At 61.9% G+C, this 21017-nt stretch carries 24 protein-coding genes; 9 read left to right on the plus strand and 15 right to left on the minus strand.

Annotated features, from left to right (window positions below; translation table 11 throughout):
• Window positions 1-40: 40 nt before the first annotated feature.
• The 8 genes from CRX69_RS15780 to CRX69_RS15815 all read right to left on the minus strand — a co-directional run bounded on the left by CRX69_RS15780 (window position 41) and on the right by CRX69_RS15815 (window position 4201).
• The gene (locus CRX69_RS15780; RefSeq protein WP_047227712.1) at window positions 41-1045 is read right to left on the minus strand and encodes a glutathione S-transferase family protein; all 1005 of its coding nucleotides are present in this window, start codon (window positions 1043-1045) and stop codon (window positions 41-43) included.
• Between the two features lie 88 nt (window positions 1046-1133).
• Entirely contained in the window at window positions 1134-2135 is a 1002-nt protein-coding gene (locus CRX69_RS15785; protein WP_107322302.1) for a glycosyl transferase family protein, read from the minus strand.
• Entirely contained in the window at window positions 2132-2467 is a 336-nt protein-coding gene (locus CRX69_RS15790) for a TusE/DsrC/DsvC family sulfur relay protein (RefSeq protein ID WP_047227710.1), read from the minus strand. The genes CRX69_RS15785 and CRX69_RS15790 overlap by 4 nt, the downstream gene beginning before the upstream one ends.
• Window positions 2464-2757, minus strand: a complete 294-nt coding sequence (tusB, locus tag CRX69_RS15795; protein WP_107322303.1) for a sulfurtransferase complex subunit TusB — start codon at window positions 2755-2757, stop codon at window positions 2464-2466. Before tusB ends, CRX69_RS15790 begins: the two co-directional genes overlap by 4 nt.
• A complete protein-coding gene (gene tusC / locus CRX69_RS15800; protein WP_107322304.1) occupies window positions 2757-3119 on the minus strand; it encodes a sulfurtransferase complex subunit TusC in 363 nt (120 codons plus the stop codon). The genes tusB and tusC overlap by 1 nt, the downstream gene beginning before the upstream one ends.
• A complete protein-coding gene (gene tusD / locus CRX69_RS15805; protein ID WP_047227753.1) occupies window positions 3119-3511 on the minus strand; it encodes a sulfurtransferase complex subunit TusD in 393 nt (130 codons plus the stop codon). The genes tusC and tusD overlap by 1 nt, the downstream gene beginning before the upstream one ends.
• Before the next feature lie 91 nt (window positions 3512-3602).
• A complete protein-coding gene (locus CRX69_RS15810; protein WP_076385463.1) occupies window positions 3603-3938 on the minus strand; it encodes a DUF6388 family protein in 336 nt (111 codons plus the stop codon).
• Window positions 3939-3940: 2 nt separating this feature from the next.
• Complete coding sequence (locus CRX69_RS15815; protein ID WP_047227706.1) at window positions 3941-4201, minus strand: hypothetical protein; 261 nt, start codon at window positions 4199-4201, stop codon at window positions 3941-3943.
• 142 nt (window positions 4202-4343) lie between these two features.
• Between CRX69_RS15815 and CRX69_RS15820 the strand changes: the two genes are divergently transcribed.
• Complete coding sequence (locus CRX69_RS15820; protein WP_047227705.1) at window positions 4344-4694, plus strand: hypothetical protein; 351 nt, start codon at window positions 4344-4346, stop codon at window positions 4692-4694.
• Between the two features lie 177 nt (window positions 4695-4871).
• On the opposite strand, the gene CRX69_RS15825 is transcribed toward CRX69_RS15820, so the two are convergent.
• Window positions 4872-5306, minus strand: a complete 435-nt coding sequence (locus tag CRX69_RS15825; RefSeq protein WP_076385461.1) for a GNAT family N-acetyltransferase — start codon at window positions 5304-5306, stop codon at window positions 4872-4874.
• Window positions 5307-5507: 201 nt separating this feature from the next.
• Between CRX69_RS15825 and CRX69_RS15830 the strand changes: the two genes are divergently transcribed.
• The 3 genes from CRX69_RS15830 to CRX69_RS15840 are packed head-to-tail and all read left to right on the plus strand — an operon-like array spanning window position 5508 to window position 7972.
• Complete coding sequence (locus CRX69_RS15830) at window positions 5508-6041, plus strand: cysteine hydrolase family protein (RefSeq protein ID WP_047227703.1); 534 nt, start codon at window positions 5508-5510, stop codon at window positions 6039-6041.
• 37 nt (window positions 6042-6078) lie between these two features.
• Entirely contained in the window at window positions 6079-7305 is a 1227-nt protein-coding gene (locus CRX69_RS15835) for a helix-turn-helix domain-containing protein (RefSeq protein WP_107322305.1), read from the plus strand.
• Between the two features lie 34 nt (window positions 7306-7339).
• Entirely contained in the window at window positions 7340-7972 is a 633-nt protein-coding gene (locus CRX69_RS15840) for a Vgb family protein (RefSeq protein WP_107322306.1), read from the plus strand.
• 56 nt (window positions 7973-8028) lie between these two features.
• On the opposite strand, the gene CRX69_RS15845 is transcribed toward CRX69_RS15840, so the two are convergent.
• Window positions 8029-9000, minus strand: a complete 972-nt coding sequence (locus tag CRX69_RS15845) for an EamA family transporter (RefSeq protein ID WP_107322307.1) — start codon at window positions 8998-9000, stop codon at window positions 8029-8031.
• A 298-nt stretch (window positions 9001-9298) separates the two neighbouring features.
• On the opposite strand from CRX69_RS15845, the gene CRX69_RS15850 reads away from it, so the two are divergent.
• Window positions 9299-10429 carry a sensor histidine kinase gene (locus CRX69_RS15850; RefSeq protein ID WP_107322308.1) on the plus strand — a complete coding sequence of 377 codons (1131 nt, stop codon included), beginning with the start codon at window positions 9299-9301 and terminating at the stop codon, window positions 10427-10429.
• A gap of 97 nt (window positions 10430-10526) precedes the next feature.
• Window positions 10527-11618, plus strand: coding sequence for an SMP-30/gluconolactonase/LRE family protein (locus tag CRX69_RS15855; protein WP_047227698.1), 1092 nt, complete (start codon window positions 10527-10529; stop codon window positions 11616-11618).
• A gap of 115 nt (window positions 11619-11733) precedes the next feature.
• Here CRX69_RS15855 and CRX69_RS15860 read toward each other — a convergent pair whose 3' ends face one another.
• From CRX69_RS15860 to CRX69_RS15875, 4 genes are all read right to left on the minus strand, one after another.
• Window positions 11734-12114 carry a DUF1850 domain-containing protein gene (locus tag CRX69_RS15860; RefSeq protein ID WP_107322309.1) on the minus strand — a complete coding sequence of 127 codons (381 nt, stop codon included), beginning with the start codon at window positions 12112-12114 and terminating at the stop codon, window positions 11734-11736.
• Window positions 12111-14138, minus strand: a complete 2028-nt coding sequence (locus CRX69_RS15865; protein WP_107322310.1) for a TRAP transporter permease — start codon at window positions 14136-14138, stop codon at window positions 12111-12113. The genes CRX69_RS15860 and CRX69_RS15865 overlap by 4 nt, the downstream gene beginning before the upstream one ends.
• An 80-nt stretch (window positions 14139-14218) precedes the next feature.
• On the minus strand, window positions 14219-15169 hold the full coding sequence (locus tag CRX69_RS15870; protein ID WP_047227696.1) for a TAXI family TRAP transporter solute-binding subunit: 951 nt from the start codon (window positions 15167-15169) through the stop codon (window positions 14219-14221).
• 112 nt (window positions 15170-15281) lie between these two features.
• Entirely contained in the window at window positions 15282-16301 is a 1020-nt protein-coding gene (locus tag CRX69_RS15875; protein WP_107323264.1) for a LacI family DNA-binding transcriptional regulator, read from the minus strand.
• A 178-nt stretch (window positions 16302-16479) separates the two neighbouring features.
• Here CRX69_RS15875 and CRX69_RS15880 point away from each other — a divergent pair, with 178 nt between their 5' ends.
• From CRX69_RS15880 to CRX69_RS15890, 3 genes are all read left to right on the plus strand, one after another.
• Window positions 16480-17646 carry a Gfo/Idh/MocA family protein gene (locus CRX69_RS15880; RefSeq protein ID WP_107322311.1) on the plus strand — a complete coding sequence of 389 codons (1167 nt, stop codon included), beginning with the start codon at window positions 16480-16482 and terminating at the stop codon, window positions 17644-17646.
• Window positions 17643-18743 (plus strand): sugar phosphate isomerase/epimerase family protein, encoded by a 1101-nt coding sequence (locus CRX69_RS15885; protein ID WP_047227693.1) that lies wholly within the window; start codon window positions 17643-17645, stop codon window positions 18741-18743. Before CRX69_RS15880 ends, CRX69_RS15885 begins: the two co-directional genes overlap by 4 nt.
• A gap of 194 nt (window positions 18744-18937) precedes the next feature.
• The gene (locus CRX69_RS15890) at window positions 18938-20170 is read left to right on the plus strand and encodes a nucleoside permease (protein WP_107322312.1); all 1233 of its coding nucleotides are present in this window, start codon (window positions 18938-18940) and stop codon (window positions 20168-20170) included.
• A gap of 15 nt (window positions 20171-20185) precedes the next feature.
• On the opposite strand, the gene CRX69_RS15895 is transcribed toward CRX69_RS15890, so the two are convergent.
• The gene (locus CRX69_RS15895; RefSeq protein WP_076386707.1) at window positions 20186-20842 is read right to left on the minus strand and encodes a polysaccharide lyase family 7 protein; all 657 of its coding nucleotides are present in this window, start codon (window positions 20840-20842) and stop codon (window positions 20186-20188) included.
• Window positions 20843-21017 lie beyond the last annotated feature (175 nt).

Below are 21017 nucleotides of genomic sequence, written 5' to 3' on the forward strand. Positions count from 1 at the left end.
CTGCTCGCGATTGGCCTTCAGAATCAACAAAGATCCTGGATCAGTTCTCAACCCCCCGCCAAATCCCTTTCCCACTCAACCGCTCCCGATCATGGGCAACCCTGAAGTCCTGCTCCGGCCCCTTGGGCACGATTCCGTTGGGGTTGATGGTCTTGTGGCTGCCGTAGTAATGGCGCTGGATATGGGTGAAGTCCACAGTCTCGGCAATCCCCGGCCACTGGTACAACTCCCGCAACCAGTTCGACAGGTTCGGATAATCCGCAATGCGCCGCAGGTTGCATTTGAAATGGCCGAAATACACCGCGTCAAAGCGGATGATGGTGGTGAACAGGCGGATATCGGCTTCGGTCAGGTATTCACCGGCCAGGTAGCGTCGGGTTTGCAGCAATGCTTCCAAGCGGTCCAGCTCAGTGAACAAACCATCGAACGCTTCTTCGTAGGCCGCCTGAGTGGTGGCGAACCCGGCGCGGTACACGCCATTGTTCACTGCCGGATAAATGCGTTCGTTCAATGCATCGATATCGTTGCGCAGGTGCTCGGGGTAGAGGTCCAGGTCGTTTCCGGTCAAGCCGTCGAAGGCGCTGTTGAACATGCGGATGATTTCCGCTGATTCGTTGTTGACGATGCGTTGTTGCCGTTTGTCCCACAGCGCTGGCACGGTGACGCGACCGGTGTAGTGCGGCGTATCGGCGGTGTAGCGCTGGTGCAGGAAATCCAGGTGATCGAGTTTGTCGCCAGTGGAGCCATGGCGCTTGTCGAAGGTCCAGCCGTTTTCCAGCATCAGGTAGCTGACCACCGAGACATCGATCAGGTCTTGCAGGCCTTTGAGCTTGCGATAGATCAGCGTCCGGTGGGCCCAGGGGCAGGCCAGGGATACATACAAATGGTAGCGCCCGGACTCGGCGGCAAATCCGCTGTCGCCCGTGGGGCCGGCGCTGCCGTCGGCGGTGATCCAATGGCGGCGTTGCGCCTGTTCACGCTGGAAGGTGCCGTCTTTGCTTTCATACCACTGGTCCTGCCAGCGACCTTCGACTAACAAACCCATCTCGATCTCCTCTACCAATAAACGTTGGAGAGGAGTCTATTCCCATAGGTTCGAACAAAAAGCGCAAAGGTTGGGCGTTGATGATCGGTTAAATCGATCGATCCCGCGCGGCCCAGTATTGGCGGGCTTGCTCTAACGCGTCTTCCCGAGCCAGACCCAGGCCGCGCAAGGCCAGGGCCATGGTGGCGATCAGCGCCAGTTGCGGGTAGCTGTCTTCCACATCGCCTCGCCAGATGGCTTTGAGGTGCTCAGGGTCGAGGCTTTGCGGTTTGACGTGGCGCTGTTCGGCCAGTCGCGGCCATTCCTCATCCCAGCTCACACCGTCGCGGGTGCCATACAGGTGGCTGTCGGCGTCCGGGTTGATCTCGACCTCGCCACCGTCGCCCTTGATCACGATGGTGGTGTCTCCCAGCAAACCGCTGGCATCGCGGTGGACCGCCTGGTAGCCCGGATGGAAAATGCTTTGCAGCCCGCAACGGGCGCCCAGGGGGTTGAGGATCCGCGCCAGGGAATGGATCGGCGAACGCAAGCCCAGGGTGTTGCGCAGGTCGATCATCCGTTGCATCTGCGGTGCCCAGTCCACCAATGGCATGAAGGCCAGGCCACCGTCGTCCAGCGCTGCGCCAACTTGCTGCCAGTCGCGGCACAGAGGGATGTTCAGGAAGCCAAGCAGTTGCTCGGTGTAGAGCCGGCCCGCCGTATGCGCGCCGCCGCCATGCATGAAAATCCGCACACCGTTCTGCCCGAGGCATTTGGCCGCCAGCAGGTACCACGGTAAATGACGCTTCTTGCCGGCGTAGGTCGGCCAGTCCAGATCCACCGCCAACGCCGGGGTCTGCAGGCGCTCACGCAAGGCTTGGGTGAAACCGGCCATTTCTTCGGAGCTTTCTTCCTTGTGCCGCAATAGCATCAGGAAGGCGCCGAGTTGGGTGTCCTCAACCTGCTCGTCCAGCACCATGCCCATGGCTTGCCGCGCTTCTTCGCGGGTCAGGTCACGGGCGCCGCGCTTGCCTTTGCCGAGGATGCGCACGAATTGGGCGAACGGATGTTCGGCCGGGGTTTCAAGGGTCAGCGATGGGAAGTCGGTCATAAGCAGTTCGTCGGTTTGGGCAGGCCCGCCAGCTTGGCGGCGAGTTTGGCGGGGGTGCCTTTGAACAATCGGTTCAGGTGCAGGCTGTTGCCCTTGTCGGTGCCCAGTTTCAGCGCCGTGTACTTGATCAGCGGCCGGGTCGCGGGGGAGAGCTGGAATTCGTCGTAGAAGCCGCGCAGCAGTTCGAGGACTTCCCAGTGTTCGGGGCTCAACTGGATGTCTTCGGCGGCCGCCAGGGCTGTGGCGACTTCGGCCGACCAGTCATTGAGATCGGCCAGGTAGCCGTCCTTGTCCAGCGCAATGGCGCGTTGGCCCACGTTCAGCACGTTCATAACCAGGTGTTGACCTTGTCATGGTGGAGCGACAGCGCGACGAACGCCGGGTAGTCGATGGCCTCGGCCCATTGCGGAATGTCCAGGGCCCGGGCTTGTGCGTCTTCGCCAAGCACGAAAAGCTTCAGGCCTCTGCGCTGCAGTTCTGCAAACGGCACCGTGGCGGCTCGCAAGGCGTATGTCGCGTCGCCGCACAGCAGCAGTGCGTCCTGCTCGCCCAGTACCCGCAGGCAACTGGCGAAGCGGCTATCGCCGAAGGGGGAATGAGACAACACATGCAAAGTCGACATCAGAGGGTGATCACCTGGTCATAACGATCAATGAGCTCGGCGATCTGCGGCGCGCTGAGTATTTTCAGCTCGTCCAGCGCCAGGGCAGCGGTTGCGACGCCACGTTCGGCGGCACTGTCGGCGCAGACGTAGAGGTCCTCGACGCCAAACATGGGCAACGCCTGCAAGTTCGCGCTCAGGTCCTTTTGCTGGAGCGCCTTGGCGTTCTGGCCGTTGGCGAGCTGAAAGACGCCGTCGTCGAGGAACAGCAGGCCGATGGGCAGGTCGAACGCGCCGCCGGCCAGCACGATGTCCAGCGCTTCCCGGGCCCCGGGGCCCGACCAGGGAGCCTGGCGGCTGATGAGTAACAAGGATTTGGCCATTACGCGCCTCCAAAACAGATCAAGCGGTCGGCGTCCTGGATCGCATCATGCAACTGGCCCAGGCCGGACAAGGCCCAGGGCGCACTGACGCTGACCGCCGAACGCTGGTAGCGCTGGGCCTCTTCATCGTTCAGCACGCCACGGCGCAACGCCGCTGCGATGCAAACCACGCCGTCGAGCTGGTTGTCGCTGACAAAGGCGCGCCACTGTCGGGGCAGATCTTGTTCATCCTGGGGCGTTACGAGGCTGTCGGCAGCGTTATAGACGCCATCCTGATAGAAGAACAGCCGCACGATTTCATGCCCACCGGCCAGCGCGGCCTGGGCAAACAACAGGGCGCGGCGCGAGGAGGGCGCATGGGCGGCGGAAAACAACGCGATGGCAAACTTCATGACAGACCCGATCAGCAAAACTGTGGCCATGATAAAGCTTTATGGACGGGGGGGCGATTGCCAGGAAAGGGGCGACTGCCACAGGAAGTGCTCAGCCTTGGTTTTTGAGACCATTCAACTCGCAATACTCCGCCCACTCCATCCCCGCCATCTGCGCCACCTCCTTGTGGACTTCCATGCGCTGGTTTTCATAGTCCTGGGGCGAGGTGGCGGTCAGTTGCAGGGTCAGTTCCCAAGCGAACAGGCCCTGGTGCTCAGCCTCGGCTTCGAATGCTTCATGCAAGCGCTCGGCGCGATATTGCGCGGCGGTTTCGCCCTTGGCCTGGGCCAACAGCGGGTTGAGGTTGTCCAGCTCGACGCGCAGGTCGGGGCGTGCATCGAGAAATTTTTCCAGCGCTCGTTCGTGTTGCTGTTCGGTTGCCGCCATGGTCACTCCTTGGGTGCCGGGGGTTGTTTCTTGCTGGCCTTGGCCGCAGCGGCCAGGCATTCGAGGGCGAACTGTTCGGTGTAGGTCATCTGTATCGGCGTGGTTTCGCCCTTGACGGTGCGTTCGCCGTCGAGGATGTAGCGAATCCGCTTGTCGGTGACGCCGATTCGCTTGGCGATCCAGGCCGGGGTCTGGCCGATCTGGCTGATCAGTTTGTCAGCGTATTCGGTGCTGGGTTTGTAGAACTCGGCATTGGGTGTCATGGGTTGTTCCGCGCGGGCAAGTGGCAATGGCGCGACAGGTTGCGCGAATCATCGCCCGGTGTCGCGTATAAATTTCAGTAAAGCAGCATGAAGGCCCAGGCCGCAGTGCTACAGTCGGTTTTTTTCTCTATGAGTGAACGCAATGCGAATGCTGATGGTGGCCGTGGCCGCAACGTTGCTGGTTGGCTGCGCGGGTTCGGCGATGAACCAGGCCCGTACTCAAGCACCCTATAAGACATTGACTTCGGACAAGCCGCAGCAGGTGGTGGCCGAGTGCGTGCAGTTTTCCTGGCAGGACGAAGCTGTGTTTGGCGTCGATGCCGGTGCCTATCTGCAACCCGGCAAGACGGGTGGCATGACCGTGTACACCCGCTCGGCCGAGTCGTTTGTGGATCTGCAAACCAGCGCTTCCGGCACGGCGCTGAACTACTACGCCCGGCATGACGACTTTGTTGCCAAGCGTCGGTTGGCGGCGTTGGCGACTTGTCTGTAGACCACTTGCACTGCTATCGCGAGCAGGCTCGCTCCCACAGGTTTTTGTGTCGTTTGCAGATCCTGTGAACACTCGCAACCCATATGGGAGCGAGCCTGCTCGCGATGAGGCCGGCACAGCCCACATCACCGCAGTTGACCCACCGCTATCGCGAGTAAGTCCACAAGAGCCTGTATTTCACTCGGTCTGGCTCAGGCGCTTCTGGAAGAAGAAGCGCTGGTGGCCCGGCGGGTAATCGTCGATCTGGCCGATTTCCGTGAAGCCCAGTTGCCTGTAGAACGCGGGCGCCTGGAAGTCGAAGGTGTCCAGCCACATGCCCACGCAGTTTTTCTCTCGGGCAAAGTCTTCGGCCATCTGCATCAACGTCGAACCAGTGCCCTGGCCACGGGCCTGTTCCGGCACCACCAGCAACTCGATATAAAACCATTGAAAGAACACTCGACCGTAGAGCCCGCCCACGGTTTCGCCGCTGTGTTCGTCGCGCACCAGCCAGGCGACCAACTCAGGCACCGTCCCGCCGGTCTTGGCCGTGTTGTAGGCGCGCAGCGGGACGAGGATCGCCTCGCGGTCTTCTGCGGTGGGGGTGTCCGTACGTTCGATTCGTAGCGTCATCGGCAATGTCCTTGTGCGGTGGGGGATGAGCCGCACGAGCCTATCCCAAACCTGGCTTTTGCGTCACCCAAGCGACGGCGAACAGGCGTACTACGCAAACCGGGCCATACTGCCTAGTGTTTTGACGCGATCCGCGACAGGGAATGATCGCCAGGTTGTTAATCTGTTGTCGGGATCCAACACGTTTTGAAGAGGAACGTCATGAACACCGCATTGCTGATCATCGATGTCCAGAGCGCGCTGTGCAGCGGCCAAGAGGAGTGTTTCGACAGCCCACGCATGATCCGGACAATCAACGAGCTCAGCGCCAGGGCCAGGGCCGTCGGCTTGCCGGTGATCCTGATCCAGCACGAAGAGCTGGAGGGGGCGCTGACTTATGGTTCCAGCGCCTGGCAACTGGCCGACGGCCTGTTGACCGCACCGGATGACTTGCGAGTACGCAAGACCACGCCGGACGCCTTCTACCAGACCGATCTGCTGTCGCTGCTGCAAGCGCGGATGATTGATCGCGTGGTGATCTGCGGGTTGCAAACCGACTATTGCGTCAACGCCACCGTACGTCAGGCCCATGCCCTGGGTTACGACGTGGTGCTGGCCGCGGACGCCCATTCCACCGTGGACAACGGCAGCATGGCGGCCGAGCAGATCATTGCCAACCACAACAACCGGCTGGGACGCCTGAGCAGCGCGGTGTCGCGGATCGATGTGCTGCCGGCGGGGGAAATCCGTCTCTGACCGCGACACCCAAACCTGTGGCGAGGGAAACCGGACGATGGCATCGGATGCGTTGATCAGCGCCGCAGCACGAGCACTGGCGGCGGGGGATCCGGTGGCCGCGCTCAATCGCGTTTCCCTGCGTGACGATGCGCCGGCCTTGGCGCTTCGCGGCATTGCCATGGCGCAGTTGGGCGAGCTGGAGCGGGCCAGGGTGCTGATGCGGCGGGCGGCTCGGGCCTTCGGGCCCCGGGAGGCCGTGGCACAGGCGCGGTGCGTGGTGGCCGAAGGGGAGATCGCCCTGGCGTCCCGTGATCTGGCTTGGCCGGTGAAGCGCCTGGAGGCTGCGCGGGCGGTGCTTGAACGCCAGGGCGACCGGACGAACGTCGCCCACGCACGCTCAATCGAAATCCGCCGCTTACTGCTGCTAGGCCATCTCGACGAGGCCGAGGCGAGGCTGGTTGACCTTGACCCGGGCTGTCTTCCACCGCCGTCCAGAGCCGCTTGCGAACTGGTGGTGGCGGGCATCGCCATGCGGCGGTTACGAACGAAAACCGCACGGGCGGCACTTGAACGTGCCACCCAGGCTGCGCGACAAGCCGGCATTGGCGCGCTGACTGCCGAAGTCGAAAGCGCCTGGCGCGTCCTGCAGGCTCCGGCGGCGCGTCTGATTGCAGGGGGCGAGGAGCGCTTGCTGACCCTTGAGGAGGTTGAAGCACTCCTGTCCAGCGACGCGTTGGTGGTGGACGCATGTCGCAATGGCGTGAACAGGGCGAGCCTGCGGATCTCTCTTGCCAGGCGCCCGGTGTTGTTCACCCTCGCCAGGCAATTGGCTCAAGCCTGGCCTGCCGATGTGTCCAGGGAAACCCTCGTTGCCCAGGCCTTTGGCTTGAAACTGACGGATGATTCCCATCGCGCCCGACTGCGTGTTGAAGTCGGGCGCTTGCGCGTGGCGCTGCGCCCGCTGGCCGAGGTGACGGCGACCCCGCGTGGGTTTGCCCTGGTGCCGCGCAGGGAGGGCGAAGTGGTGGTGCTGGCGCGTCCTGTAGAAGAGCCCCACGCCGCAGTGCTGGCGTTGCTGGCCGATGGCCAATCCTGGTCCAGTTCCGCCCTGGCGCTGGCCCTGGATGCCAGCCAGCGCACCGTGCAACGGGCCCTCGATACGCTGGCCGCGTCGGGCAAGGTGCAGTCGGTCGGGCGTGGGCGGGCCTGTCGCTGGCTGGCGCCACCGCTGCCCGGATTCACGACGGTATTGTTACTCACCGCGCTGCTGCCCGATGGTTAGGATGCAGTCACACCCCAACGAGGAGGCTTGCAAGATGAAACGTTCAGATGCGCAGATCCTGCGTGAATACGGCCCTTTTCCCGGCGTCGATTGCGTGCATGGTGTCAGTCATGACGGCGAGCTCGTCTGGTTCGCTTCCGGCGACAAGCTGCATGCCCTCGATCCGGCCAGCGGCCAGACGTTGCGTTCGCTGGACGTTCCGGCAAACGCCGGAACGGCTTTTGACGGTGAACACCTGTTCCAGATCGCCGGAGACACCATTCGCAAGATCGACCCGCGCAACGGCCAGGTACTGGCGACCATTGCGGCGCCCAATAGTGGTGATGATTCAGGACTGGCCTGGGCCGAAGGATCACTCTGGGTCGGCCAGTACAAGGCGCGCAAAATCCTCCAGATCGATCCCTCCACTGGCAAGATCCTGCGCACCCTCGAATCCAACCGCTTCGTCACGGGCGTGACCTGGGTCGACGGCGAACTCTGGCACGGCACCTGGGAAAACGATGAAAGCGATCTGCGGCGCATCGACCCGCAAACCGCAGAAGTGCTGGAAAGCGTGACCATGCCGCCGGGGATTGGCGTGTCGGGGCTTGAGTCAGACGGCGGCGAGCGGTTCTTTTGCGGCGGTGGCAATAGCGCGAAGGTGAGGGCGGTGCGTCGGCCGGCCTGAAGCGTGTGTGGGAGCAGCTTTTGCTCCCACACAGCGACGATGGATGCTGATGTGTTTCAGCTGCGTCCAGCGGCTTCGGCAACCGGCGCTTTGATGCGCTCGACCTTGCGATAAGTCAGCAACACGATGCCGGTGACCACAATCGCGCCGCCAATCACCTGGCCCGGGTTGAGCATCTGGTCCAGCACCAGCCAGCCTATCAGCAGGGTCGCCAGCGGTTCGATGTTCATCACCGGGGCGTTGCGCGGCATGTCCAGGCGGGGCACGGAAATGAATAGCACGATAAACCCGGTGCCATAGAGCACCACCAGGGTCGCCAGGGCAAACCAGCCGGTGCTGCTGGCCGGCAGGTCGAAGCCACCGGGAAGGGCGCCGGTCAGGCCGGCGAGGTTGACGCTGCTGAACACGATGAAAATGGTCAGCAGGCTGCGGACCGAACCGCGCACCTGGGACAGTTTGTGATCGGTGATCCATAGCGCGCAGGCGAACACGCAGGCGGCACAGAAGGCCAGGCCCACGCCGAGCAACCATTGCGGGCCGACGCTTTCTTGCGACGACAGCCGGGCCGGTACTTCCAGCACGAACACCAGGCCAACCAGAATCATGCCCATCAACGCGGCAGTGCGCGCGGTCGGACGTGGCCCGCCGAGTGCCCAGGTCAGCAACGCCAAGAGGATCGGAAAGACATTGCCCACCAACAGCGCCAGGGCGACCGGCACCCGAGCCACGGCGGAATACAGGCACAGACTCTGGGCGGCAATCAACAGCCCCAGAGCCAATTGCCAGCGCCAGACCCCCTGCGGCAGGCGCAGGTTCTGGCGTTGCCAGAGCACCATTGCGGCCAGCACCAGCAAGGTGCCGCCCGAGCGCAGCAGGATCGCCAGCAAGACCCCGGCACCGTCATCAAATGCTGCCCTGGCAGCGACATGGTTGCCGGCGAAGGCACATCCCATGCACAGCAGAACCAGCACGGCGAGGTGCCGAGGGAGCGGAGTGGGGGTGTCAGGTACAGCCGTGGAGCGGGTCATGGCAGGGGGTCTCAAAGGGAGGCCGCCGAAGCAAGACGCTTCGGAACGGCTAATATAGTTATGGGTTGTCGTACAACATCAAAAGGGATTTGTACCGTATAGCGTTGCAAGAGACAAGTGCCCTATTTTGGCGCAAGGCTGTTCATTCAAGCGCCTACGCGGTGTGGCGTCAGCTGCGCGCGCGCCACGATGAATCACAAAGCCCCCTCGGTTTGCTGTACAACAATGGAACCGAGGCCGGCAGCCCATGCGTTGTTGCGTCACTGACCCTCGATAATCCCTTTGTGCGGAGCAACCCATGCGCCTGGCTGATTTCATCCTCGACAATATCGAGCCGATTCTTCAGGCGTGGGAAGACTTCGCCAAAACCATCACACCCGCCTCCCATGGCATGGATTCGGTGGCTCTGCGCGATCACGCCGAGCAGATGCTGCGCACCATTGCCGCTGACCTGCGCACTTCGCAAACCGTCAAGGAGCAGATCGCCAAGTCCCAGGGCGATGCGCCGGCGGCAGAGGCTGAAACTGCAGCCGAAACCCATGCGGTCATTCGCCAGTCCTCGGGGTTTACGGTGGAGCAGATGGTTTCGGAATACCGGGCGCTGCGCACCAGCGTGCTGATGCTCTGGATGCCGCAGACCCAACTGGACCACGAGCAAGTGGTGTCCGACGTGATCCGCTTCAACGAGGCCGTAGACCAGGCCCTGGCGGAGTCCGTGGTCAGCTATTCGGGCGCCGTCGATGCGGGTCGCAATATCTTCCTCGGGATTTTGGGGCATGACCTGCGCAGCCCCCTGGGCGCGATCCTGCTGAGTTCCGAAGTGCTGCTGCGGGCAGGCGACCTGCCCGCCAAAGCCACCAAGATCTCTTCGCGCATCTACACCAGCGTCAAACGGGCCAACAAGATTGTCGGCGATCTGCTGGACTTTACCCGTACCCAACTGGGGGCGGGCATTCCGGTGCAGCGCTTCAACGGTGACCTGGTAGCGGCCTGCGAGGGCATGGTGGAAGAGGCGCGGGCCTATCATCCGGAAAGCAGAATCATCTTTGAAACGACGGGCGCCCTTGAAGGCCTGTTTGACCAGGCGCGTATGGAGCAAGTGTTCGCCAACCTGATTGGCAATGCCGTCCAGCATGGCAGCGAGGGTGCGCCGATTACTGTTTCATTGAGTACCGAAGAGGATACGGCGGTGATTGCCATCAACAACCAGGGCAAGCTTATCGAGAAGGACGCCATTGCCAGCATCTTCAACCCGATGGTCCGGCAATTGCGCAGCGGTGATATGCAGTATGGCTCTGCGGCTGGGCTCGGGCTGGGCCTGCACATCGCGTCCGCCATCGTATCCGCCCATAAGGGCACTATCGAGGTTCATTCCAAGGCCAGATCGGGCACCACCTTCACCGTACGGATCCCGCTCCACGCCAGCTGAATTTTTTCTTGCACAGGGCAGAGCGCATACTTGTACGATGTCCTATCACGGAGTAAAACTGTCGTCGCCGTCCAATAATAATTAACGGAGACGCACGATGGATGCTTCGCAACCTGCAACGACTGCCCATCAGGGCCGCCGGGTATTCCTGAAAAAATCCTTGGTGGTTTCGGCCGCCGCCGCAACCCTGGGCAACCTGCCCGGGCTGACTCAGGCAGAACCCTTGAGCCAGCGCTACCCTGACCCGCTGATCAAGATCCTCGACCCCAGCTTCATGGACCTGCGGCTGTTCAACGCCAGTGTTGAAAAGCTCGCCAGCGGCCTGCGCTGGGCGGAAGGGCCGGTGTGGGTGGGCGACGGTCGTTATTTGCTGGTCAGTGACATTCCCAACAACCGCATCATGCGCTGGGATGAAGTCACCGACAGCCTGTCGGTTTACCGCGAGAACTCCAACTTTTCCAACGGCCTGTGCCGCGATCGCCAAGGGCGCTTGCTGGTCTGCGAAGGCTCCACCACGTCGACTGAAGGCCGGCGCGTCACCCGCACCGAGCACAACGGCACCATCACCGTGCTGGCGGACAGTTTCGAGGGCAAGCCTTTCAACTCGCCCAACGACATCGTCTGCAAGCGCGACGGTTCTGTCTGGTTCACCGATCCACCGTTCCAGACCGGCAACAATTACGAAGGGCATAAAGTCGCCCCTGCCCAGCCCCACGCGGTGTATCGCATCGACGGTGAAACCGGCAAGGTCACGCGAGTGATCGACGACATGGCAGGGCCCAACGGCCTGTGCTTTTCGCCAGACGAGAAGATCCTCTACGTGGTCGAAGGCCGGGCCAAGCCGAACCGCCTGGTGTGGGCGATCACGGTCAAGGACGATGGCACCCTGGGCGAACGGCGCAAGCACATCGAAGGCTTGGATTACGCGGCCATCGATGGGCTCAAATGCGACGAGAGTGGCAACCTCTGGTGCGGGTGGGGCGGTAATGGCGATCCCAAGGCCGACCTGGAAAAGCTCGACGGTGTGCGAGTGTTCAACCCCGAGGGCAAGGCTATCGGCCACATCTCCCTGCCGGAGCGTTGCCCTAACGTCTGCTTCGGCGGACGGGAGGGTAATCGCCTGTTCATGGCCGGCAGCCACTCGTTGTATGCACTGTTTGTGAATACCCGTGGGGCGACGTTTGCCTGAGTGACTGACCTTCAGGCCCTGGGTTTGATTGTGGTGAGGGGGGCAGTTGTGGGAGCAAGGCTTGCTCCCACAAAAAAACCTCGCCACAGAGTTCTGTTTGGACCAGGGGACCTGGTTATCCGCAACTCCACAACTCCACCGTTGGCTGACTTGCCTTGGGCGGTCCGAGCCAATGGCTCATCGGCTGGCAAGCCCCGTCGACGCACAACTGGTAATCACCCGCTTCGGGTGTTCGCCCCAGTTTCAGCGGTTGCAGGGGCGGCAACTGGCGCTGATAGTGCCAGCTGCCGTTTTTCAACCGGGCACCGTCCGGAACTTCCATGCCGGCGCCGTTGCCCTTGACCCTGGCTTCGCCCAGAACCAGGCCTTGTTCAGTCACGCGGTAATCTTCCTCCCAGCGGATTTTCTCGATGGTGTGATTCCACGCCAGGGTGAAATCCGTGACAGGAAGCTGGGCCCAGACCGCACCGGCCAGGCCCAGGCACAAACCGATCACGCCAAGGCCCGTCCGGTGCGCCGCGAGCGCCATACGTGTTGAAAGATCAGCAGAGCCCCCAGCACGAAGCCGATCTCATCGGTCAGCGGCAGCGCCACGACCAGCAAAGCCCCGGCGGCAAAGCACATCAGGCGTTCCCAGATCGGCATTTTCTGTTGCAGGTAGCCGGTGGACGCCATGCCCCACAGCCCGACCGCGAGCATCGTCTTGATCAGCATGTAAGCAGTCATCCATAGGCTGTCGCCCTGGAGCATCAGCGCCGGGTTATAGACCGCCATGAATGGAATGACGAAACCGGCAAGGGCGATGCGCACCGCCCAGAAGCTGATTTTCAGCCCCGTTTCCCTGGCAATGGGCGCAGCGGCGAAGCAGGCCAGCGCGACCGGTGGCGTCAGGTCGGCGAGGATGCCGAAATAGAACACGAACATGTGCGACACGATCAGTGGCACGCCCAGTTCCAGCAGGGCGGGCGCGGCGATCGAACTGGTGATGATGTAATTGGGAATGGTCGGAATGCCCATGCCCAGTACCAGGCAGGTGAGCATGGTCAGGATCAGCGACAGCAGCAGGTTGTCCTTGCCGATGGCCAGGATGTAGCCGGCGAAGGTTGACGCCACACCGGTCAACGACACCACGCCGATGATGATCCCTACCAGGGCGCAGGCAATCCCCACCGGCACCGCATGTCGTGCGCCGTCCACCAGTGCGTGCAGGCAAACCGTCAGGGTTTCCCGCGCGCCTTTGATGAACCAGCAGATCGCCACCAACACCGCGATCACCGCGAATATGACGCCAATGCCTAACTGGAAAAAGCCCACGCACAAGATGCCCAGGGCGATCCAGAAAGCGCAGCGCATTGCAAAGCTCGACACCCGCAAAATGATCGCCGAACCGAGAATCACGATGGCGGTGAGTGCCAGTCCGACCATGCCGGAAAAGAGCGGCGTGCGACCGGAGAACAGCAGGTAGATCAGCACGGCGAGTGGGATCAGCAGGTACCAGTTTTCTTTGACGGCGCCCAGCGCGCTGGGGCATTGGTCTTTGGGCAAGCCCTTGAGGTTGGAGCGCTTGGCTTCCAGGTGAACCATCCAGAACACCGAGCCGAAGTACAGGCACGCGGGAATCAACGCCGCTTTGGCGATTTCAACAAATGGCACGTTGATGGTCTCGGCCATGATGAACGCCACGGCGCCCATGATCGGCGGCATCAACTGACTGCCCATGCTCGAGGTGGCTTCCACGCCGCCGGCAAACGCGGCCTTGTAGCCGAAGCGTTTCATCAGCGGGATGGTGAATTGCCCGGTGGTCACCACGTTGGCGATGCCCGAACCGGTAATGGTGCCCATCAAGGCAGAGGAGGCAACCGCCACTTTGGCCGGGCCGCCGAGCTTGTGGCCGAACAGGCCCATGGCAAAGTCGGTGAACAGCTTGATCATTCCGGCCTTTTCAAGAAAGGAACCGAACAGAATGAACAGGAAAATGTAGGTGGCCGATACGTAGGTGGGCGTGCCGTACAGGCCTTCGGTGCCGAAGGATAATTGATTGACGATCTGATCGAAGCCGTAACCGCGATGGGCCAGGTCGCCTGGCAGGTATTCTCCGAACAGCCCATAGGCCAGGAACAGCCCGCAAATCAGCGGCAGGGCAATCCCCATCACCCGTCGGGCCGCTTCGAACACCAGCACGATCAAAATGATACCGATGATGAGGTCCGTGGACGTCAGGTCACCGGAGCGCTGGATCAGGTCGGCTTCGAACACCCACTGATACACCGCCGTCGCCACGCCGGCCAGGGATAACAGCCATGCCAGGGGCTGCCAGGGGCGGCTTGCGCCATAGGCGGGGTAACTGAGGAACACCACCCACAACAGGAAACCCACGTGCACGGCACGCAGCACCTGGCTGGAAATGGGGGAGAAGGCGGCGGTGATGATCTGGAATACAGAAAACAGCAGGGCCACGTAGAACAGCGTCTTGGGCCAGTCTCGTGGGTCGGAGGGAAGACCGTGCTGAATTTCACTCATTAACTGAAAGCCTCTTGTCTACATCGAAGGTGCGAACCAGGAGGGTGCAACGGCGATCATCGCCGCTGCACCGGGTCGGTCTACAGCGCGCCGACTTCCTTGTAGTAGCGCTCGGCACCGGGATGCAGCGGGATAGGCAGGTTCTTCGCGGCATTTTCCAGCTTGATGTCCTTGGCCGCCGAATGGGCGTTGCCCAGGCGGGTGAGGTTATCGAACATCAGCTTGGTCATCTGGTAGGCCACCTCGTCCGAGACGTCAGCGCGGGTAACCAGGATGTTGGTGATGGCCACGGTCGGCACGGCTTCGGCCTGGCCGTCGTAGGTATTGGCCGGGATATTTGCGCTCTGGTAGGCCGGGTTGCCGATCTTCGCCACCACGTCTGCCGGGATCGACACGTAGTTGAGCGCCATGGTCGAGGCCAGGTCACGAATGGCCGCCATCCCAAGCCCGGAGGACTGGAGCGTGGCATCCAGTTGGCGGTTCTTGATCAGGTCTACCGATTCGGCGAACGGCAGGTACTGGACCTTCATGTCGCTGTAGCTCAACCCTGCGGCCTTGAGGATGGCCCGCGCATTGAGCTCGGTACCGGATTTGGCCGCCCCCACGGAGATGGATTTACCCTTGAGGTCGGCCAGGGTCTTGATGCCCGACTCCTGGCTGGCAACGATCTGGATGTAGTTGGGGTAGGCGCCGGCGATGGCCCGCAGTTTGGTCAGAGGGGCTTTGAAACCGGCATCTTCCACGCCGTTCTTGGCGTCCGCCACCGAGTCGCCCAGCGCCAGCGCCAGCTCACCGCGACCGGCCTGCAGCAGGTTGAGGTTTTCCACCGAGGCCTTGGTGGCCTGTACCGACGTCTTGGAGCCTTCGATCCCGTTGCTGTAAATCTGCGACAGGCCGACCCCGATCGGGTAATAAACCCCGCTGGTGCCCCCCGTCAGGATGTTGATGTACACCGGTGCTGCCTGGGCTGTGGTCGTGACCACCAGTGCTGCCGCGGCGGCCAGAAGGGTGAAGCGCTTGTTGACTCGCATGGGAAACTCTCCGTCTTGTTATGGCTTTATGCAGAGTAGTGCCACTGTAGTCGAAACGGACCGGCAGGTGGCGAGTCAATAGCGCATCAAAAGGTGACGGGCGTCGTTTTTTTCAAGCATCTTTGTTAAACGCCGGGCCTGGCGCAGCGCTGCTGCCGCGCACGGTCAACTCGAACGGCAGCACGACATGCCGTTCGGCAAGCGGTGTTTTCTCGATCAGGGCGATCAGCATTTGCACCGCCCGCTGGCCGAAGGTTTCGGCAGGTTGTGAGAGAGTGGTCAGCGGCGGATCACAGTAGGCGGCGAAAGGAATGTCATCAAAACCCACCAGTGAAATGTCCTCGGGCACCCGCAACCCCATTTGCTTGATGCGCTTGAGCGCGCCAATGGCCATCTCGTCGTTTTCACAAAACAGCGCGCTGGGGCGCTCGGCCAGCTCCAGCATCGCGCCGGCCCCGTCGTAACCGGCCTTCAACGTGAAGTCGCCGTGACAGATCAGGCCAGGGTTTGCGGCGATACCGGCTTGGTGCAGTGCATCCTGATAACCGGCTACGCGGTCCAGGGTCAGGGGACTGCTTCGGGGCCCTTTGATGATGCCGATGCGCCGGTGGCCGAGCCCGATCAGGTGTTCGGTCATGGCCTGGGCGGCGGCCCGGTTGTCGAGGCTGATGGTCGGGTAGGGGGCGCCTTTGACCACTTCGCAGGCGTTGACCAGCGGCAAGGATTCGGCGCCCGCGGGAAGCGATTCGAAAGGGTTGCTCGCGCGCAACTGGATCACCCCGTCGGCTTGGTGCGCGTAGACGAGGGCGGCAAATTCGCGCTCGATCTCTTCCTGACCCTGGGTGTCGCACAACAGCAGTCGATAACCGGCCACCTGCGCAGCCTGCTGGGCCCCGCTGATGACCCGGGCGAAAAAGGTGTTGGCGATGGTCGGGACCAGAATCACCAGGTTGCCGGTTCTCCGGGAGCGAAACTGCACGGCCATCAGGTTGGGCCGATAACCGGCCTGTTCCACCGCCGCGTTAACCTTGTCGCGAGTCTGGGGCAGCACCCGTTCGGGAGATTTCAGCGTTCTGGAAACCGTGGCCACCGAAACTCCGGCCAGCCGGGCTACTTCACGGATATTGGACAAAATCACCTCGATTCGGCGCCAGGAATGCCGGCACGGTTGGGGAGCTTACCGCAGGTTGCGCGTCGCACAAATGCTCATGCATGTGCCAACGGGTTTGACATGCCGCAAAACTGAGCCTAGATTTCCGCCATGATGTAACCGGTTACATTGTCGTCAGTCCCAGCATAAGAGAGTCGCGATGAATCCTGTAGCAGCCAAAATAAGAATGGGCTTTGTCGGCGGTGGAGAGGGCGCTTTCATTGGCCAGGCCCACCGTCAGGCCGCGGGTCTGGACGGTGGTTTTGAACTGGTGTGCGGTGCGTTCAGCCGTGATGCGCACAACAATCAGCAGACTGGCGCGGCCCTGGGGCTGGCCGCGTCCCGTTGTTACAGCGATTGGCAAGGCATGCTCGACAGCGAAGCGGCGCTGCCGGCCCATCTGCGCATGGAACTGCTGGTCATCGTCACCCCCAATCATCTGCACGCCCCCATCGCCAACCAGGCGCTGCAGGCGGGTTTTCATGTGTTCAGTGAAAAGCCCGCCGCTATGAACCTGCGTGAGTTGCTGGCCCTCAAGCAAGTGCTTCAAAGCAGCGGCCGGCTCTACGGCCTGGCTCACACCTACCTGGGTTATCCGATGGTCTGGCAGGCCCGGGAGATGGTGCGCACCGGCGTGATCGGTGCGGTGCGCAAAGTGCTGGTCGAATACCCCCAGGGCTGGCTCAGTCAGGACGTCGCCGGGCAAGGCAACAAACAGGCCGGCTGGCGCGACGATCCTCAACAGTCAGGGTTGGGTGGTTGCATTGGCGACATCGGCACCCATGCGTTTTCCCTGGCGGAGTTCGTCGCCGACCAACCCATCGAGCAGATATGCGCGGCGTTGGGCACCCACATCCCGGGTCGGCAACTGGACGACGACGCGGCGATGCTGTTGCGCATGGCCGGTGGTGCCAGCGGCGTGCTGATTGCCAGTCAGGTCTGCGCAGGTGAAGAGAACCCGCTGAAAATCCGTCTGTATGGCGATAAGGGTGGCTTGGAATGGCGCCAGGAAGAACCGGCCAGCCTGATCCATCGTCCCCTCGACCAACCCCTGCGAGTCTTGCGGTCCGGTGTGGGCCAGTCCTGGCTGTGTGAGGCCGCCCGCCAGCGGATGCGGCTGCCGGCCGGGCATCCTGAAGGTTATCTGGAAGCCATGGCCAACCTCTATGGCGATTTTGCCCGTGCCATACGGGCCGCCGCGCCAGGGCCAGACGCCCCCGGCGTACCCGGCATCGAAACCGGTCTGCGGGGCATGGCCTTTATCGAAGCGGCCATTGCCAACCATCGCGGCGATACCAAGTGGACCGCACTGGCCTGCACACAATGAATCAGGAGAGCCCCGCCGTGAATCTCATTGCCCAAACACCGACAGGCCTGCGTGGCCCGGGTATTTTCCTGGCGCAGTTCATGTCCGCCGACGCGCCGTTCGACACCCTGGCGAACATCGCCCAATGGGCGGCCGCACAAGGTTACAAGGCCATCCAGCTGCCGACGTCGGGCACGCAATACATCGACCTGGCCCGCGCCGCCGAGAGCCAGGAATACTGCGACGAACTCAAGGCCATTTGCGCCCAGGCCGGTGTCCAGATCAGTGAGTTGTCGACGCACCTGCAAGGCCAGTTGGTGGCGGTGCATCCGGCGTTCGACGCACTGTTCGACGACTTCGCCCCGGCCCATCTGCGCGGTCAGCCCCAGGCTCGGACCGAATGGGCGATAGAGCAATTGAAGCTCGCCGCCCGCGCCAGCCAGCGACTGGGCCTCACCGCCCATGCGACGTTTTCCGGTGCGCTGTTGTGGCCGTACCTGTACCCGTGGCCGCAACGCCCCTCTGGCCTGGTGGAGCAGGGATTCGCCGAACTGGCCCGACGCTGGTTGCCCATTCTGGACTGCTTCGACGCAGCCGGCGTGGACCTGTGCTACGAGATCCATCCGGGTGAAGACCTGCACGACGGCGCCTCGTTCGAGCGCTTTTTGCAGGCCGTCGATCATCACCCTCGGGCAGCGATCCTCTACGACCCCAGCCATCTGCTCCTGCAGCAGATGGACTACCTGGGCTTCATCGATCGCTATCACGAGCGCATCCGCATGTTCCACGTCAAGGACGCCGAGTTCCGGCCCGACGCTCGTTCCGGCGTGTACGGCGGCTATCAGGGCTGGGTTGATCGTCCTGGGCGGTTCCGTTCGCTGGGCGATGGCCAGATCGATTTCAAATCGATCTTCAGCAAACTGACCCAATACGATTTCAGCGGCTGGGCGGTGTTGGAGTGGGAGTGTTGCCTGAAGGACTCGCAACAGGGCGCCGCAGAAGGCGCGGCGTTCATTGAGCGACACATGATCAGCAAGACCCGAAAGGCGTTTGACGATTTTGCCGGGGTAACGGCCGATGAAGATTCCAACCGGAGGTTGTTGGGCCTGTTGAGGTAACCGGCCCAACCCAAAACCCTATGGCGAGCAAACTCATTGTGGGAGCAAGGCTGGCCCGCGATGAACGAAAACGCGATTCAACGGTTGGACCGCGGCGCGGCCATCGCGGGCCAGCCTTGCTCCCACAGCGGCTCGCCACAACAGCACTTCTGAGCATTTTTCTTCACAAGAACAACAATAAAACGGTGACTGTCATGACCACGATGAACGCACGCTTGAGCGTGATGATGTTTCTGCAGTTCTTTATCTGGGGTGGCTGGTTCGTCACCCTGGGGACCTTTTTGTCCAGCACCCTGGGCGCCAGCGGTGGGCAGATCGGCATGGCGTTCTCCACCCAGTCCTGGGGAGCGATCATTGCCCCCTTCGTGATCGGCCTGATCGCCGACCGCTACTTCAATGCCGAACGCATCCTGGCGGTGCTGCATCTGTTGGGCGCGGTGTTGTTGTATCAGCTGTATGCGGCGGCGGATTTCAACGTGTTCTACCCGTACGTGCTGGCGTACATGGTGATCTACATGCCGACCCTGGCCCTGGTCAATTCCGTGGCGTTCCGCCAGATGCGCGACCCGGCGCTGGAGTTCTCCCGTATCCGGGTGTGGGGCACGATCGGCTGGATCGTCGCCGGCGTGGTGATCAGCTTTGTGTTTGCCTGGGATTCGCGCGAAGCGATCTCGGCGGGCGGCTTGCGCAATACCTTCCTGATGGCCGGCATCGCCTCGCTGGTCTTGGGACTCTACAGCTTCACGTTGCCGGCCACCGCACCGCTCAAGGCGCAAGCGAGCGCAGGTGGCGTCAAACAGCTGCTGGGCCTGGATGCCTTGGGCCTGTTGAAGGATCGCAGCTACCTGGTGTTCTTCATCGCCTCGATCCTGATCTGCATCCCCCTGGCCTTCTATTACCAGAACGCCAACCCGTTCCTGGCCGAAACCGGCATGACCAACCCCACGGCGAAAATGGCCATCGGGCAAGTCTCCGAAGTGCTGTTCATGTTGCTGTTGCCGCTGTTCATCCAGCGCTTCGGCATCAAGTTGGCGCTGCTGGTAGGCATGCTGGCCTGGGCGCTGCGTTACGTGCTGTTCGCCTACGGCAATAACGGCGACCTGGCGTTCATGCTCTTCACCGGCATTGCCCTGCACGGCATCTGCTATGACTTCTTTTTTGTCTCGGGGCAGATCTACACCGATGCCAAGGCGCCGGAGCGTTTTCGCAGCTCGGCCCAGGGGCTGATTACGTTGGCGACCTATGGCGTGGGCATGCTGATCGGCTTCTGGGTGGCGGGGCAGGTGACCGATCACTATGCCGTGGACGGCGGCCATGAGTGGAGGAGCATCTGGTTGTTCCCGGCCGGTTTTGCGCTGCTGGTGTTTGTCTGCTTCCTGTTTACCTTCAACGGCCGGCAGGCGGTCGTGGCCGCTTCTAAGGCCTGAGGTGCTGGACGTCAGTCATTTATGGCTGACGTCCAGTTTGGTGTAGGTCACTTTCCCGCCTTCGCTGGAAGAACCGACGTTGTCCAGGGTGTAGACGCCGGCCTTGAAGTAAAAGTTGTAGCCATGCCAGGCGCGGTCCAGCTTCACCTGCTTGCCAACGTTGTTGATCAGCACCGTGAGCTTGCCTTGCTTGTCCATTTGCAGGGAGTAGCTGAAGGTTTTGTTCAGTGCCACTTTCGGCACGGTATAGATCACCGGGCTCTTCTTGTCCTTGGGTTTTACCCGATATTCCACATCGATGTTGCCGGTGCCCTTGGCGTAGCGATACACCAGCTTCAACAGCGGCGTAGGGGCATCCTTGGCGTGGATCTGCGCCACGACTACACGGCCCTGGGAAGGGACCTGGTTCACCGCCAAAGTACCTTTGAGGGTATTGACGCCGCTGTTGTAACGCCAGTTGCGCAACTTGCCGTCTTTGGTGGTTTCGCGCAATTCGGAGCGCGGATAGTCACTTTTACCGGTGTGGGAGCCGGTTACCGGCGCCCAGAAGACAATCCGCTCGCCGGAGCGGTTGAAATACTTGTTCTGCAGCGTCGGCATGGCCTTGGTCGCCACGACCTGCGCCGGGGTCTGCACGGGCAGGGTGATGTTCCAGACAGTCAAATCGATCATGGTCAATGCTCCGACGGAACCGGCCATTACTCATCAGCCGGAATGGGCAAGATTACCTTCCGTGGCACAGTGTCCATGGTATCGACGGGGGCCTGTTTAGCTGCAGAGGCAACTGACGAATGGCTCTGCGCTGAGCCTTGCGGCCGGTTGAGCGCAGTGATGTCAATTTGACGCT

Origin of the sequence: Pseudomonas rhizophila (genome assembly GCF_003033885.1) — a bacterium.
Lineage (GTDB): Bacteria > Pseudomonadota > Gammaproteobacteria > Pseudomonadales > Pseudomonadaceae > Aquipseudomonas > Aquipseudomonas rhizophila.